The 15285-nt window shown below is 52.3% G+C and carries 16 protein-coding genes and 4 tRNA genes; 10 read left to right on the top strand and 10 right to left on the bottom strand.

Annotated elements, in window-relative coordinates:
* Positions 1-2: 2 nt before the first annotated feature.
* The 3 genes from BM261_RS03325 to BM261_RS03315 all read right to left on the bottom strand — a co-directional run bounded on the left by BM261_RS03325 (position 3) and on the right by BM261_RS03315 (position 286).
* Positions 3-78, bottom strand: a tRNA-His gene (locus BM261_RS03325).
* Positions 79-98: 20 nt separating this feature from the next.
* A tRNA-Arg gene (locus BM261_RS03320) sits at positions 99-175 on the bottom strand.
* A gap of 33 nt (positions 176-208) precedes the next feature.
* A tRNA-Pro gene (locus tag BM261_RS03315) sits at positions 209-286 on the bottom strand.
* Positions 287-495: 209 nt separating this feature from the next.
* On the opposite strand from BM261_RS03315, the gene folD reads away from it, so the two are divergent.
* From folD to BM261_RS03285, 6 genes are all read left to right on the top strand, one after another.
* Entirely contained in the window at positions 496-1347 is an 852-nt protein-coding gene (folD, locus tag BM261_RS03310; protein ID WP_041961648.1) for a bifunctional methylenetetrahydrofolate dehydrogenase/methenyltetrahydrofolate cyclohydrolase FolD, read from the top strand.
* Positions 1348-1442: 95 nt separating this feature from the next.
* Complete coding sequence (locus BM261_RS03305; RefSeq protein WP_074895101.1) at positions 1443-1934, top strand: cyclic pyranopterin monophosphate synthase MoaC; 492 nt, start codon at positions 1443-1445, stop codon at positions 1932-1934.
* Positions 1934-2686 (top strand): HesA/MoeB/ThiF family protein, encoded by a 753-nt coding sequence (locus BM261_RS03300; RefSeq protein WP_074895098.1) that lies wholly within the window; start codon positions 1934-1936, stop codon positions 2684-2686. Before BM261_RS03305 ends, BM261_RS03300 begins: the two co-directional genes overlap by 1 nt.
* A gap of 81 nt (positions 2687-2767) precedes the next feature.
* Entirely contained in the window at positions 2768-3229 is a 462-nt protein-coding gene (dtd, locus tag BM261_RS03295) for a D-aminoacyl-tRNA deacylase (protein ID WP_074895095.1), read from the top strand.
* Between the two features lie 343 nt (positions 3230-3572).
* The gene (locus tag BM261_RS03290) at positions 3573-4763 is read left to right on the top strand and encodes an MFS transporter (protein ID WP_074895092.1); all 1191 of its coding nucleotides are present in this window, start codon (positions 3573-3575) and stop codon (positions 4761-4763) included.
* A gap of 19 nt (positions 4764-4782) precedes the next feature.
* Positions 4783-5106 (top strand): hypothetical protein, encoded by a 324-nt coding sequence (locus BM261_RS03285; protein WP_143095748.1) that lies wholly within the window; start codon positions 4783-4785, stop codon positions 5104-5106.
* Positions 5107-5225: 119 nt separating this feature from the next.
* On the opposite strand, the gene thiL is transcribed toward BM261_RS03285, so the two are convergent.
* Positions 5226-6185 (bottom strand): thiamine-phosphate kinase, encoded by a 960-nt coding sequence (gene thiL, locus BM261_RS03280; RefSeq protein WP_074895086.1) that lies wholly within the window; start codon positions 6183-6185, stop codon positions 5226-5228.
* 308 nt (positions 6186-6493) lie between these two features.
* Positions 6494-7246 (bottom strand): OmpA family protein, encoded by a 753-nt coding sequence (locus tag BM261_RS03275; protein WP_041961649.1) that lies wholly within the window; start codon positions 7244-7246, stop codon positions 6494-6496.
* A gap of 443 nt (positions 7247-7689) precedes the next feature.
* On the opposite strand from BM261_RS03275, the gene BM261_RS03270 reads away from it, so the two are divergent.
* The gene (locus tag BM261_RS03270; RefSeq protein WP_074895083.1) at positions 7690-8640 is read left to right on the top strand and encodes a LysR substrate-binding domain-containing protein; all 951 of its coding nucleotides are present in this window, start codon (positions 7690-7692) and stop codon (positions 8638-8640) included.
* Positions 8641-8685: 45 nt separating this feature from the next.
* Here the strand turns inward: BM261_RS03270 and fnr are convergent, their stop codons facing one another.
* Positions 8686-9420, bottom strand: coding sequence for a fumarate/nitrate reduction transcriptional regulator Fnr (gene fnr, locus BM261_RS03265; RefSeq protein WP_074895081.1), 735 nt, complete (start codon positions 9418-9420; stop codon positions 8686-8688).
* 134 nt (positions 9421-9554) lie between these two features.
* On the opposite strand from fnr, the gene hemN reads away from it, so the two are divergent.
* Positions 9555-10961 carry an oxygen-independent coproporphyrinogen III oxidase gene (hemN, locus tag BM261_RS03260; RefSeq protein ID WP_074895078.1) on the top strand — a complete coding sequence of 469 codons (1407 nt, stop codon included), beginning with the start codon at positions 9555-9557 and terminating at the stop codon, positions 10959-10961.
* A 473-nt stretch (positions 10962-11434) separates the two neighbouring features.
* Entirely contained in the window at positions 11435-12550 is a 1116-nt protein-coding gene (gene asd, locus BM261_RS03255) for an aspartate-semialdehyde dehydrogenase (protein ID WP_074895075.1), read from the top strand.
* Positions 12551-12692: 142 nt separating this feature from the next.
* Here asd and BM261_RS03250 read toward each other — a convergent pair whose 3' ends face one another.
* Entirely contained in the window at positions 12693-13160 is a 468-nt protein-coding gene (locus BM261_RS03250; protein ID WP_074895073.1) for a hypothetical protein, read from the bottom strand.
* A gap of 354 nt (positions 13161-13514) precedes the next feature.
* Between BM261_RS03250 and BM261_RS03245 the strand changes: the two genes are divergently transcribed.
* The gene (locus BM261_RS03245) at positions 13515-14321 is read left to right on the top strand and encodes a glycosyltransferase family 2 protein (RefSeq protein ID WP_074895247.1); all 807 of its coding nucleotides are present in this window, start codon (positions 13515-13517) and stop codon (positions 14319-14321) included.
* A gap of 177 nt (positions 14322-14498) precedes the next feature.
* Here BM261_RS03245 and BM261_RS03240 read toward each other — a convergent pair.
* The 3 genes from BM261_RS03240 to BM261_RS03230 form a co-directional block, all read right to left on the bottom strand.
* Positions 14499-14575, bottom strand: a tRNA-Pro gene (locus tag BM261_RS03240).
* 29 nt (positions 14576-14604) lie between these two features.
* The gene (locus tag BM261_RS03235; RefSeq protein ID WP_003773822.1) at positions 14605-14940 is read right to left on the bottom strand and encodes a hypothetical protein; all 336 of its coding nucleotides are present in this window, start codon (positions 14938-14940) and stop codon (positions 14605-14607) included.
* Positions 14927-15226: an integration host factor subunit alpha gene (locus BM261_RS03230; RefSeq protein WP_074895069.1), complete on the bottom strand. Its 300-nt coding sequence runs from the start codon at positions 15224-15226 to the stop codon at positions 14927-14929. Before BM261_RS03230 ends, BM261_RS03235 begins: the two co-directional genes overlap by 14 nt.
* Positions 15227-15285: the final 59 nt, after the last annotated feature.

The raw sequence follows: 15285 nt of genomic DNA, 5'->3' as shown, positions 1-15285 counted from the left end.
TTTGGGGTGGCTGATGGGGCTCGAACCCACGACAACCGGAATCACAATCCGGGGCTCTACCAACTGAGCTACAGCCACCACAAGAAAACTTGCCGTTTTGGCACGCCCGACAGGAATCGAACCTGTAACCGCCCGCTTAGAAGGCGGGTGCTCTATCCGGTTGAGCTACGGGCGCATCAACCTTTGCGTGCTAATTTTATCGGGTTTCTGGTCGGGGCGGTGGGATTCGAACTCACGACCCTCTGCTCCCAAAGCAGATGCGCTAACCGGGCTGCGCTACGCCCCGACGAGAAGAAGCGAACTATACAGAAAGCTTTATTTTGCGTCAAGCGTCCGCGCCATGTTTTTTACCAAACCGACCATACCGTTCTATTTTTAAAACGTATTTATCTTCCACCGCACATTTCGACACCACCACGCACGGATGCAATTATGAAAAGTACGGCAAAAAATGCCATAATGCCGCCTTCCCGTTTTCTGTTTGAAAGGTTTTCCATGTCCGCACAAATCATCGACGGTAAAGAAGTTGCACGGCAAAGGCTGTCCATGCTGGCCGACCGCGTGGCCGAACGAAAAAACAAAGGGCTGCACACGCCCTGCCTGGCCGTAATATTGGTTGGCGACGATCCCGCCAGCGCGGTTTACGTCCGCAACAAAAAAATCGCCTGCGAAAAAGCGGGATTCGAATCGCGCTCTTATGAAATGCCGTCTGAAACCACGCAGGACGAGCTGCTGGCATTGGTGGACGAATTGAACGGCAATCCGGATGTGGACGGCATTTTGGTTCAACTGCCGCTGCCGAAACAGATAAACAGCCAGGCGGTTTTGGAGCGCATCCTGCCGCATAAAGATGTGGACGGCTTCCATCCTTATAATGTCGGCCGCCTGGTGGTAAAAATGCCGTTGATGCGCCCCTGCACGCCCAAAGGCGTGATGACGTTGCTGGAAAGCTACGGCGTGGAAGTGGAAGGGAAAAAAGCCGTCGTCGTCGGCGCGTCGAATATCGTCGGCCGGCCGCAAATGCTGGAACTGCTGCTGTCCCGCGCTACGGTTACCATCTGCCACAGCAAAACACGCAATCTGGCCGAGGAAGTGGCGTCGGCCGATATTGTGGTGGCGGGCGTCGGCATCCCGAATTTCGTCAAAGGCGAATGGATCAAGCCCGGCGCGGTGGTTATCGATGTCGGCATCAACCGCTTGGACGACGGCAGTCTGTGCGGCGACGTTGAATTTGAAACGGCAAAAGAACGCGCCGCCATGATTACGCCCGTTCCCGGCGGAGTGGGTCCGATGACGATTGCCACACTGCTGGAAAATACCCTCCATGCCGCCGAACTGCACGACTGATTGAATCATAGGGTACAGGCCGTCTGAAAAGCATTTTTCAGACGGCCTGATTAAAGAAACGGCCATTCCAATAAATTTACATTCCGGGAATTTTTATGTTCGACCCATTCTACTCCTACGAAGATGCCGGCGAAGCCGCCGACAACACACTTCCAGACACCCCGACCGCCATTGCCTGCGGCGACATCAACCTCAACCCGCAAACGTTTGCCGCGCTAGACGACGAACCGTTGCGGAAAAGCGAAATTCTAGCCACCGCCCGCATGTCCGCCATACACGGCTGCAAACAAGCCGGCCTGCTGCTGCCGATGCATCTGCCCGCGCGGCTGACCGATGTCAAAGTACAGTTCGACTTCGATGCCGCACTCTGCCGCATCGGCGTAACGGTCAGCGTTTCCGCAAACGATGCCGACAGCCTCGAAATGGAGGCCTTATCAGGCGTGAATACCGCCCTGCTGTCGATTTACAGCGCATTGCGGCATCACGACAAAACCATGATTCTGACCCAAGTCCACCTGCTCGAACAGCATGACGGAAAAAGCAGCCCGTTTATTTTCGCCAACGAATACGAGAACCTGAGCCTGTAATGGACGACCGCGACCTCTTACGCTACAGCCGCCACATCCTGCTCGACGAAATCGGTATCGAAGGGCAGGAAAAACTTTTATCGTCCGCCGCATTGGTCATCGGCTGCGGCGGCCTGGGCACGGCCGCCCTGCCGTTTTTGGCTGCGGCGGGCGTGGGCCGTCTGATTTTGGCCGACCACGGCGAAGTCGATGAAACCAATCTGCAACGGCAAACCGCATTCAATGAAAGCGACATCGGCCGCAACAAAGCCGAAACCTTGTCAGGCCGTCTGAAAAGCATCAACAGCCGCTGCGAAACCGTTGCCCTGCCGCATTATCTGGACGGCGACGAACTGGCGGAGCAAGTCCGCCACGCAGATGTCGTGCTCGATTGCAGCGACAATTTCGCCACCCGCCAAGCCCTCAACCGCGCCTGCGTGGCAGCGGCCAAACCCTTGGTTTCCGGCGCGGCAGCCCGCTTCGACGGCCAGCTGGCCGTCTACCGTCCCGACCTCTCCGGCTCTCCCTGCTACGCCTGTTTATTTGACGACGGGCAGGCCGACGACGGGGCATGCGCCCTGTTCGGCGTATTCTCGCCGCTGGTCGGCGTCATCGGCAGCATGCAGGCCGCCGAAGCCTTGAAAATCCTGCTCGGCACCGAGCCTCAGGAATACGGCCGGTTGCACGTTTACAATGCCCTGAGCGGCCGTTGGCAGTCTTTTGCTTTGACAAAAAACCGGCAATGCCGAGTTTGCGGCCCGAAGGCCGTCTGAAAACACCCGCCCCAACCCTCAATCCGAAACCGTCCGTCCGCCGAAATACCTTTTCAGACGGCCCGAACCGAAAGCCCGAATATGCGCGCTGTGATTCAAAAAGTTACCCATGCCGAAGTAGATGTTTTAAACGGAAACACCCGTGAAACCGCCGGACGGATTTCAGACGGCCTCACGGTACTGCTGGGCGTCGGCACGGAGGACACCGAAGCCGATGCCCGCTACATCGCCGACAAAATTGCCACATTGCGGATTTTTGAAGACGGCGACGGCAAATTGAACCGCTCGCTGCAAGACACTGGCAGCGCGGTGCTGCTGGTTTCTCAATTCACACTCTACGCCGATGCCCGCAACGGCCGCCGCCCTTCTTTTTCCGCCGCCGCACGCCCCGAACAGGCCGAACGCCTTTATCAGGCCGTGGCGGATTTGCTGCGCGGACACGGCCTGACGGTGGAAACCGGCCGCTTTCAAACCCATATGCAGATTACGCTGTGCAACGACGGTCCGGTTACCCTGCTGCTCGACTCCAACAAACTGTTTTAACGAAGCTGACGGAACAACCGGCGCAAACCGACAGGCAGAAAGCGGCCAAAGAAATCAAAAAGCAACCCTTTCCGCCGTCGTCAGGCCGTCTGAAAGACGTATCTGCGACAAACGGTATTCTGCAAACCACTCATTTAAAAGACTTGATGGGCACGGCCTCAAACCGACAAATCAGGCCGTCTGAAAACCAATCCGGCAAACACACGCCTTTTTCATTACACTGCAATAGGCAAACCGATTGATTTCGCTTGCGATTTAAAACACGCCTTCCTCATACGCCAAAATGCCGAATCAGTTGCCCCCTGATTAAAACCAAACCATTCCCCAATACGTTTATGACCGTATGAAACAGAAAAACCGCCCCAACGCCCTGCCCCTCGGCCTGCTGCTGATTGCCGTCGCCCTGCTGGCCGCCAACCTGCGCGCGCCCTTGGCCGCACTCGGCCCTTTGGTCGGGATGATACAGGCCGATTTGCGGACTTCAGGCACGTTTATGGGCATTGCGGCCGCCCTGCCCATGCTGGCTTTCGCGCTGTTTTCGCCTTTCGCACCGAAAGCGGCGCGGCGTTTCGGCATGGAGCGCGTATTGGCCGCATCCCTTGCCTTGATGATTGTCGGACTGGTTTGCCGCTCGTTGGGGCCGTCTGAAAGTCTGCTGGCGGGAGGAGCGCTGCTGTTGGCCGCCGCCATCGCCATGGGCAACGTGCTGCTGCCCGCGCTGGCGAAACGCAATCTTCCCAGCCGGGTCGGCTTGGCGGTTGGCACGCTGTCGGTGGTCATGGCCTTGTCTTCGGCCCTGGCCGCATCGGCTTCCGTTCCGCTGGCGGAATATGCGGGCTGGCAATGGTCGCTGGCGGTATGGCTGCTGCCCGCAACGGCCGCATTATGCGTATGGCTGGCCATAGCGCGCCGCGCGGGTGCGGAAAGGCCGTCTGAAAATATGCTTTCAGACGGCCTCACAGGCAATATATGCCGGCTGCGTTCGGCTTGGTGCCTCAGCGCGTTTATGGGTTTGCAGTCCCTTCTGTTTTATTCGCTGGTCAATTTCCTGCCTTCGGTGCTGATGGAAAAAGGCATAGGAACCGCCGCCGCAGGCAATTATGTCGCCTTGTTTCAAATCGGCTCCCTGGCCGGCAGCCTGTCGGCATCGTTTCTGTTCGCCCGCATCAGGCACAGGCAGTGGTTCAATCTCGGCTTAAGCATGATGATGCTGGCGGGTATCTCGGGCTTGTGGCTGATGCCGGCCGGCACCGCCCCGCTGTGGATTCTCTTGGCCGGTGCGGGCACTTCGGGCTGCTTCGCGTCCGCCTTAATGCTTTTCGCGCTCCGTTCGTCCGACAGCCGTACCGCCGCAGCCCTCTCCGGCATGGCGCAAACCGTCGGTTATTCCATTGCCGCCGTCGGTCCGCTTGGCATGGGCCTGCTTTACGATGTTTCCGGTTCGTGGTCGGCATCATTATCCGTTTTAAGTGTGCTGATGCTTGCCGAATGCGTGTTGGCATGGTTTGCCGCCCGTCCCGACATCATCCGTTAAAGGAATCATGATGTGAAACTTGATGTTATGTATTCTGTTACTTTCAGCCCGCGCTTCAGCCGAAGTGCGCTTTTACGGCAGCCTCGGCAGCGGCATTGAAAGCGGACGCTTCCGTTGGAACGGCCAAAGCACCACGCAAACTGCCGTGCGCGATTTGGATTCATATGTCGGCATTCAAGGCAGGCATCCGATTGGCGGGCAAAATGCACCCGGCTGGGAATGGGCCCAACCACCCCTTCCCGCCAATAACCTAACAGACAAACAGCAATTATGGCAACCACGGCAACCGGCAGATTTTGCAGACCCGTCGAACAAACCCATACTCCCGCGTGTTGCGCCGTAAATTTTCAGACGGCCTCATAATGAAATAAATGCTTTGTGCACGACATGGCTTGCGCCTTTTATACAAGCGCAACAAACTGACTAGAAAATTCTTTATTGCTTTAAAAAATGGCAAAAAGTTCAGGCAAAATGATCAAAACCATATTTTTCCAATACAATCTGCCCTCCTTCTTCATCCAAAATACGGATACCTTTGCCCGCCACCACCCTTCCTATCCTACTGACGGGTACGCCGCACTGCCGGGCTAACGCTTCAATCTGTCCACGCCGCCCGGCATCCGCGGTAAACAGCAGTTCATAATCATCTCCGCCCGCCAAAACACACTGGTGCAACTGTTTTGATGACAGGCAATCCCTTAATTCAGGCAACACGGGAATATCCTGCCAAAAAATCTCAGCACCCGCTCCAGAAGCATCTAGGATATGCCCCAAATCCTGTATCAGGCCGTCTGAAATATCCTGCGCCGCATGAGCCTCCGCCAGCAAAGACTGTCCCAAACCTACCCTTGGAATCGGACGCAGTAAAGCCTGCTCGCATTGCCGGAATACAGCCTGAGGCAAAACAAAATTACCCAGCAAATGTTGCAATGCCGCTGCCGCAGAACCGAGTCGGCCCGAAACCCAAACATCATCGCCTTCTCGGGCTGCACAACGCAACAAACCACGCCCTTTCGGCACTTCGCCGAAAATCGTTATATTAAATATCCAATCCCCTTTAGTCGTATCTCCGCCGATCAAAGAAATGCCATATTCATCACAAAGTGCATAAAAACGATTGCAAAAAGACTTCAACCAATCCTTATCCAAAACGGGCAACGCCACACTTAAAAGCACCCACTTCGGCACCGCCCCCATCGCCGCCATATCGGATAAATTAACCGACAAGACCTTATGCGCCAAGTCTTCGGGTTTTGTATCAACGAAAAAATGCCGCCCGGCCAACAACATATCACTGCTGATACACAGATCCCAATCAGGTCTCGGACGGACAATCGCAGCATCATCTCCAATACCCAACAATACCGATGAGTCGCCCTGATTTTTAATAAGGTATTGCTCTATAAAATTAAACTCGTTCATTCTATTCCTCTTGTTATTTAAAACTCGCACACATCAACCACTATTGCGGAATCACTAAATAAAAGATACGCGATCGATTGACTAATAATTGATACATAGCAACAAGCGTTGAACAGTAAAAGCAGTACAGCCAGACAAACTTGAAACGTAACGGAAAATAAGTTGATCTGCCAAATCACCAATTCCAACATCCACATATTAGATTCATTATTCCTACTTTAACAGGAGTAATAAAAGTGAAATACCTATGCCGCACCTGGCGTAACAATAAAAAACCCCGCAAATTTGCGGGGTTTTCAAAAATCATCTTACCAGCGAGTGTAACCGTGGATGTCTGATCTTTCGCCAGGCAACCAGTGGCTGTCACTAGAAGGACGCTCACCAACGGCTTCGGAACCGGCAGAAACTTGTTTTTGTACCAAGCTGCGGATCTTAACGTCTACACGGCGATCAGGCTCGATACATGCAATCAGAGCAGCGCGTTTTTTGGCTTTAGATACTTTTTTGCCCAGTTTAGAAACTTCAGCTTCACAAGTAGCGGTCATTTGAGCTTGAGACTCACCTAAACCTACAGCAGAAATCTTGCCTGCGGGTACGCCTTGGTTAACCAAGTAGTTCGCTACAGCATTGGCACGACGCTCAGACAAAGCTTGGTTGTATTGCTCTGAACCCATAAAGTCAGTATGACCTTCAACACGAACAGCCTGAACGTTAGCATCAGACAAACGGGCAGCCAAGCTATTCAGGGTTTCAATAGCCTGAGGACGCAGATTGTCTTTATCGAAGTTAAACAGAGTTTTAGCTGACAAAGAAACAGTCTCGTCTACATACTCAGGGGCAGCAGGAGCTTGAGCAACCGCATCACCGCACTCAACACGGCCTTGTGTTTCCTTATCAAAATAAGTGGTTTTCCAGCATTCTTCGTAATTGTTACGAACAATTTCTTGAGATTCACGGCTAACGACATATCCGTGTTTGGTATGCGGCTCGCTGGCGGCAAGAGTATTGGCCGAAGCAATAGCGGCAACGATTAATGCACCTAATTTAAGCTGTTTGGTCATTATTATTCCCTCATCAAAGATTGTTAATGCAATGACCCAAAGACCATTACAAAGCACAACATAACAGGCCGCTGAACTTAACGGCAACCAGAATATCTAAGGTCGTACTATAAAAAAACCCGACACAAACTGTCAATATCCCATTAAAAATTGCCCGAAGGCCGCCTGCTTCCTAGCTGTGCATCATGCCGAAAAATCAATTCCGTGTCATTCATTTACTGGTGAAAGTACTACTCTTGCCACTCCCAGTTGCACAAAAGCAACAAGAAATTACATCTTTGGATAATCCCAATCTGTTTTATGCCCTTCTCCCGATTCGCTGGCGATTTACCAAAATAATCGCCGCAAGCGGTCATTTCTTAATTTAAGTTTGTTTTTATGTTACATTCACGCTCTCAAAACAGCCCTGCCCTACCCTTTCATCCGAATCATTCTTCAACATTATGAAATTACAACAATTACGTTACGCACTTGAAGTTTACCGGCATAATCTGAACGTTTCCGAAGCTGCCGAGGCCCTGTTTACTTCTCAGCCCGGCGTATCAAAACAAATACGGCTACTGGAAGAAGAACTGGGCATTCAGATTTTTATCCGTAGCGGCAAACGGATTATATCCGTGTCACAACCAGGCAAGGCTGTGCTGCAAACGGCAGAGCGCATCCTCCACGACATCCAAAACATCAAAAACATCGGTTATGAGTTTACCAAACAGGATAACGGCGTTTTAACCATAGCCACCACGCATACTTTGGCACGCTACATATTGCCGCCCATCATTGCGGAATTTATCGGCATGTATCCCAAAGTCAGCCTGAATATCAAGCAAGGGACGCCTTCCGATATACAGCAAATGGTTTCTGAAGGGAAAGTCGATTTCGCCATCACGCCGGAATTGCCCGAAACAATTGAAGAATTACGCAACATTCCGTGTTTTCGCTGGCATTACGGGCTTATTGTTCCGAACGACCACCCCCTTCTTGACCACAAAGGCGCACTCACCCTCCCCCTGATTACCCAATATCCTTTAATCACCTATGAATTCGCCTTCAACCAAGGAACCAATATTGTCCGTGCATTCCATAAGGCCGACATACCGCCGCCGAATGCCGCACTTTCGGTTGCAGACAATGACGTGCTTAAAACTTATGTCAAACTCGGACTCGGCATTGGGATCATGGCCAAAGCGGCCTACGAACCGAAAACCGATTCGGATTTGACCTTAATCGACATCTCGCAGCTGATTGAACCCTGCTATTCCGGCCTGTTATTCCGACCGGACAGCTATTTGCGCGGATATATCTATGACTTTATCGGCTTATTCAATCCAAGCCTGACAAAAGAAAGATTGGACCAACTGTTGTACGCGCCGGTTATCGAAGATTTTTCCATTTAAAACGACAAATAAAAAAACACAGAACCTAAAAGTTCTGTGTTTTTTTCAGACGGCGTGAGAACCGCCCGATACCATCTGATTTAACATTTCCGGCTTCAGCAGCCTGATGTGTTTATGCTCAACCATAATCAACCCTTCCTGATGAAATCTCGATAACGTCCTACTGACCGTTTCCAGCTTCAAACCCAAATAGCTGCCGATTTCCTCGCGGGACATCCTTAAAATAAAATCATTGGCGGCAAATCCCCGATGATGCAGACGCTGCGACAAATTCAGCAAAAACGCCGCAATCCGCTCTTCTGCCCGCATATTGCCCAGCAACAGCATCACGCCCTGATCACGAACAATCTCCCTGCTCATCAAGCGGAAAAAATGCGTTTGAATGCTCGGGATTTCCTTACTCAACGCCTCCATATACCCGAAAGGCAACTCGCACACCTCACTGTCTTCCAGAGCCACCGCATCGCAGCTATGGGAATGCGTACAAATGCCGTCCATCCCAATCAATTCGCCCGACATAAAAAAACCGGTAACCTGATCCCGACCGTCTTGGGAGGCAACCGTTGTTTTAAAAAAGCCGGTACGTATCGCATATAGCGAATGGAAGGATTCACCCGAACGGAATAAAAACTCCCCTTTTTTCAACCTGTGGCTCTGTTTGATGACCGTATCCAACTGCTCAAACTCATCCGGCCGCAAACCGACAGGCAGGCACAACTCACGCAGCGAACACGTCGAACAGAGTGTTTTCATCGGTTGTAACAAAGTGTGTGCACCCATGTAATATATCCTTATTGTTGTATGCCAGACAAACTGTATACAATTCGGTCTTGACTCACATCAAGGCGTATCCGCCAGCTTTATGCGATTCTAACAAACAACTACAAACTTGACCAATATCAAACCTTACCCTCATGAAAATTATCCGAATTTCTAACGACGAACAACCCGAATTCGACCGGAAACTCATCGCCTCGCTGCCCGCCAGCGGTCCGCGTTACACTTCCTACCCGACGGCAGACCGCTTCCATAAAGATTTTAACGGGCAAGAATACATCCGAACATTGGAACTGCGGCAGGCAGGCGCGTTGAACAAACCCCTGTCGCTCTACATCCACATCCCCTTTTGCGACACCATCTGCTACTACTGCGGCTGCAACAAAATCATCACAAAAGACAAAACCCGCGCCGACGAATATCTGAACTACCTCGAACGCGAAATGGACTTGCTCGCCCCCCACCTGAACGGCAAACAGCCTTTGGCGCAACTCCACTTCGGCGGCGGCACGCCCACCTTTCTTTCAGACGGCCAACTCGACCGCGTATTCGCCATGATACACCGCCATTTCAACCTGCTTCCCGACGGCGAATACTCCATCGAAATCGACCCGCGCAAAGTCAGCCGTGAAACCGTCCTGCATCTTGGCAGGCTGGGCTTCAACCGCATGAGCGTCGGCATACAGGATTTCGACCCCAAAGTGCAGCAGGCCGTAAACCGCATCCAAACCGTCGAAGAAACACGCACCGTCATCGAAGCCGCCCGCGAAGCCGGTTTCAAATCCGTCAGCGTCGATTTGATTTACGGCCTGCCGCACCAATCGCTAGAAAGCATCAAACCCACCATAGACACCGTATTGGGCCTGGACCCCGACCGCCTCGCACTCTACCACTACGCCCACCTACCGCACATATTCAAACCCCAACGCCGCATCGACACCGCCGCCGTTCCCAACAGCGAAGAAAAACTCGACATCCTGCAATACGCCGTGCAACGCCTGACCGAAGCCGGCTACATCTTCATCGGTATGGACCATTTCGCCAAACCCGACGACGAACTTTCGGTTGCCCTGCGCGAAGGCTTTTTGCAGCGCAACTTCCAAGGCTATTCCACCTACGCCGACTGCGACCTCATCGCTATCGGCGTATCCGCCATCGGCAAAATCGGCAGCACCTACGAACAAAACGAACGCAACATCACCGACTACTACGCCGCCATCGACCAAGGCCGCCTACCGATTATGCGCGGCTACCAATTGAATAAAGACGACATCCTGCGCCGCAACATCATTCAGGACTTGATGTGCCGTTTCGCCCTCGACTTCCACGTTTACCAAGACATCTTCGGCATACCTTTCGAACAATATTTCGCCACCGAATTGGAAGACCTGAAACAAATGGCGCAACTGGGGCTGGTCAAACTGCACAGGCACAGCCTGCAGGTAACACCCAAAGGCCGCTTCCTCATCCGCAACATCGCCATGGTATTCGACTACCACCTGCGCCACCGCGAAACCACCGCCCAATACTCGCAAACCGTATAAACCCGCCCGGCGACGCCAAACTTTCAGACGGCCTATACCCAACAGGCCGTCTGAAAACATCATCTCCTACGGATTCAAAACCTTATAGTGGATTAAATTTAAACCAGTACGGCGTTGCCTCGCCTTGCCGTACTATTTGTACTGTCTGCGGCTTCGTCACCTTGTCCTGATTTAAATTTAATCCACTATACAATCTTCTCCAACGGCTTTTTTCAGACGGCCCCAACAACCCCCTTAGTGCTACGCACCCATCACGCACTCTGCCCAAAGACATGAATAGGCCGTCTGAAAACAAACCCTGCCGAAGTCAAAATGCCACGCCCTGCCGCACACTTTGTAAACAATTTACGAAAAAACTTTACTTTTCCACAAGGCAGGTTTAAAAAGCGCATTTCCCCCCGCAACCGCAAAACAGCCCGGATAGAGGCTGCCTTATCTGCGGTACGGCACAAACTCAAACACGGAGATTAATCATGAAAGTAGGTTTCGTCGGCTGGCGCGGCATGGTCGGTTCGGTTTTGATGCAGCGTATGAAAGAAGAAAACGACTTCGCCCACATTCCCGAAGCGTTCTTCTTCACCACTTCCAACGTCGGCGGCGCGGCACCTGATTTCGGTCAGGCGGCTAAAACATTATTGGATGCAAACGACGTTGCCGAACTCGCCAAAATGGACATTATCGTAACCTGCCAAGGCGGCGATTACACCAAATCCGTATTCCAACCCCTGCGCGACAGCGGCTGGAACGGCTACTGGATTGACGCGGCGTCATCCTTGCGCATGAAAGACGACGCGATTATCGTCCTCGACCCTGTCAACCGCAACGTCATCGACAACGGCCTCAAAAACGGCGTGAAAAACTACATCGGCGGCAACTGCACCGTTTCCCTGATGCTGATGGCGCTGGGCGGCCTGTTCCAAAACGATTTGGTCGAATGGGCGACCAGCATGACCTACCAAGCCGCATCCGGCGCGGGCGCGAAAAATATGCGCGAACTCATCAGCGGCATGGGCGCGATTCACGCCCAAGTAGCTGACGAGCTTGCCGATCCTTCCAGCGCGATTCTCGACATCGACCGCAAAGTGTCCGATTTCCTGCGCAGCGAAGACTATCCGAAAGCCAACTTCGGCGTACCGCTCGCCGGCAGCCTGATTCCGTGGATTGACGTGGATTTGGGCAACGGTCAATCTAAAGAAGAATGGAAAGGCGGCGTGGAAGCCAACAAAATCCTCGGCCGCAGCGACAATCCGACCGTAATCGACGGTTTGTGCGTCCGCATCGGCTCTATGCGCTGCCACAGCCAAGCCATCACCCTGAAGCTGAAAAAAGACCTGCCCGTTTCCGAAATCGAAGCGATTTTGGCAGGCGCGAACGACTGGGTGAAAGTCATCCCCAACGAAAAAGAAGCCAGTATCCACGAGCTGACGCCCGCCAAAGTTACCGGCACGCTGTCCGTCCCCGTCGGACGCATCCGCAAACTGGGCATGGGCGGCGAATACATCAGCGCGTTCACCGTCGGCGACCAGCTGTTGTGGGGCGCAGCCGAACCTCTGCGCCGCGTGTTGCGCATCGTGTTGGGCAGTTTGTAAGATTCTAGGTCAAACAAAAAAAGCAACGGTTTATCCGTTGCTTTTTTACGTTTAATCAACAACAAGAAAAGCTATGGCAGTCAGTCGTCCTGATTTTGATTGATTCGCCGTATGTGAGGCCGTCTGAAAAAACTGTCGTCCGTTAAAAGGCATAACGCGGCATAGCGGGCAATTTGCATTGCGTTTCCATACGGCGGGTTTCATTCCACAACCTGTTGAGTTCCAGGCCGGTGTCTTGCTCCTGCAACATAGCCAGTTCTACGGCGGCATAGCCTTTCCAGTCAGCCCTGGCGACTGCACATTTGCAGGCTGCATCATGCTGTTTGTCATATAAAACAACACAGTCTTGCGTAACCGCTTTTTTCAGACTGTCCAAATCGGCATATCTGGCACGGCTTGAGGCAATGGCATATTCGGCCGCCGTCTTATATCGGCGCACATCAGGGCGGGATTTTTCCGACCATTCCGTGGTATGTTCGCCCACCGGAGTAAAAGCGGCGGTATGAATAAACGAGTTTTCATACTTATCCGGGCCGGGCAAAAAGGCATCAGCCCGAACAGCCTGGGCGGATAAGGCCAATATACAGCAAGCCAAAGCATAAAGTTTCATTGCATATCCTTTCTTGACGGATTGAACCGCGGCAAACTTTTCAGACGGCCTCCCCGGGAGGCTGCCTACGTTTAATTTTCCAAGCAGATTTTCATCCCTCCAACCGGCACGGCAGGTTCAAAACAGAAGATGCCGCTTGAAGACAAAAACACGGCAGGCTTTGATATAAAGCTTGTTACAATAAGGAGCCGTCTGAAAAATTATAGTAAGTCCCCCAAACCGGTACAGCCCCCTGCCTTGGTTTCGCCCGTTTACCCCGTCTTGTCCAAGCTTGCCCCATACCGCCCGATTAACCTTCAAGGCCGTCTGAAAACCAAAACGGCTTTTCAGACGGCCTCCCTGACGGACTTCATCATGCAGCCGACCTTAGACGTTATCATCCCCTGCTACAACGCAGCAAACACATTACGCGCGGCCGCCGAAAGCGCGCTTGCCCAAAGCGTCGTCCAAACCGTTTGGCTGGTGGACGACGCTTCCGACGACGGCACACCCGACATCATGCGGGAATTAGCGGCACAATATCCGCAAATCCGTTGCGAATATCTGCCGTCCAACGGCGGCGCAGCACGCGCACGCAACTGGGGCGCACTACAAAGCCAGGCCGACTTTACCGCCTTTCTCGATGCCGACGATGCATACGAGGTTTCAGCCCTTCTCCCCGCCTATACGGCGTTAAGCCGATTTACCTACCTGAGCCTGGTTCGGCTGAAACTGCGCCCGGTCGGCTTCCCAAACCGTTATCTCACCCATCCCGACTTCAATCGGGCATGGCAGCAGCTGGAAATGACCGTAGGCGGCAACACGGTTTTCCGCCGGAATACCCTGCTTGCCTGCGGCGGTTTCCCACAAGACGAAATATTCCGAACTTTCGGCGGAGAAGATGCCGCTTTGGGCATTGCCTTAACCCGCAGCAGCGTGGTCGGCACGTTGTTCGGAGAACAAGATGCCGCCGTGCGCCACACCTACCGCCCGAACATTCATGCCGAACGCCTGCTGGAGCTCGCATTATTCGGCATCTCCGATCAAAAAATCACAACAAAACATTTCCAACAGGCAGAAGCCGTTACCGAACGTATTTGCCGAAAATTGGAAGAACTCAAACTGCAGATTGCATTGGAACAAAACGGCATCATGCCACTACTCACTTCTTATGCGGACTAAAACCTTTCCAATACGATACAGCGCAACTAACGTAACAATGCTTTATAAAACAATCATATAGAAAAATGCAAACGAATCAGAAAATTCAATCCAACGAAAATAGAGGCCGTCTGAAACACCTTCCCAAGCCCAAAAAGGGAAAAGGCTTGGTAAAGATTACCAAGCCTTTTATATTTTTGGTCGGAGTGAAAGGATTCGAACCTTCGACCCCTTGCACCCCATGCAAGTGCGCTACCAGACTGCGCCACACTCCGACGAAATAAGGATGCGGATTATAGGGAAATTACACTTTGCTGGCAAGTGCTTTCTCAATCCTATCCAATAATGCCGCCAAGCCGACGGTCATTTCTTCGGCGGTTGCCGCCGGATTACCGGCCGCATCCAACCCGTTGCGGTTAAACGTATCGACAAACGGTGAAAAAGTCGCACATAACTGCCTGATTTTCACGACATCGGAACGGGTATAAACATTACCGCCATATCCGATGACCAAACCGTGCTCATGCTGCCAATCGGCAAACTGGGCCGGATTGATTCGAGCCAGTTCGCACAATTCTTCCAAACTGAAATAACGTTTGGCCGGGATCGGTGGCAAATTATCGTTGCTACTGTTTGTCATAATAATGTTCCACCATGCCTTTCAATTTTTGGCTGGCATGGAAAGTTACTACGCGGCGGGCGGAAATCGGCACTTCTTCGCCTGTTTTGGGATTGCGGCCGGGACGTTGCGGTTTGTCGCGCAACTGAAAATTACCGAAACCGGAAATCTTGATTTCTTCACCGCGTTCCAATGTAGTGCGGATTTCCTCAAAAAACAGCTCAACAATTTCTTTAGCATCGTTCTTTGTTACGCTGCTTACCTTTTCAACCAAAATATCGGCCAATTCTGCTTTTGTCAGTGTCATTATCTTTTACCTTTTGTTTGCGACAAGGGGCGGATTATCGCAAAAATATTTTTCATATT

This window comes from Neisseria elongata subsp. elongata, assembly GCF_900113545.1.
GTDB classification, from domain to species: Bacteria; Pseudomonadota; Gammaproteobacteria; order Burkholderiales; family Neisseriaceae; genus Neisseria; species Neisseria elongata.
This window is presented reverse-complemented; position numbering and strand designations above follow the sequence as displayed.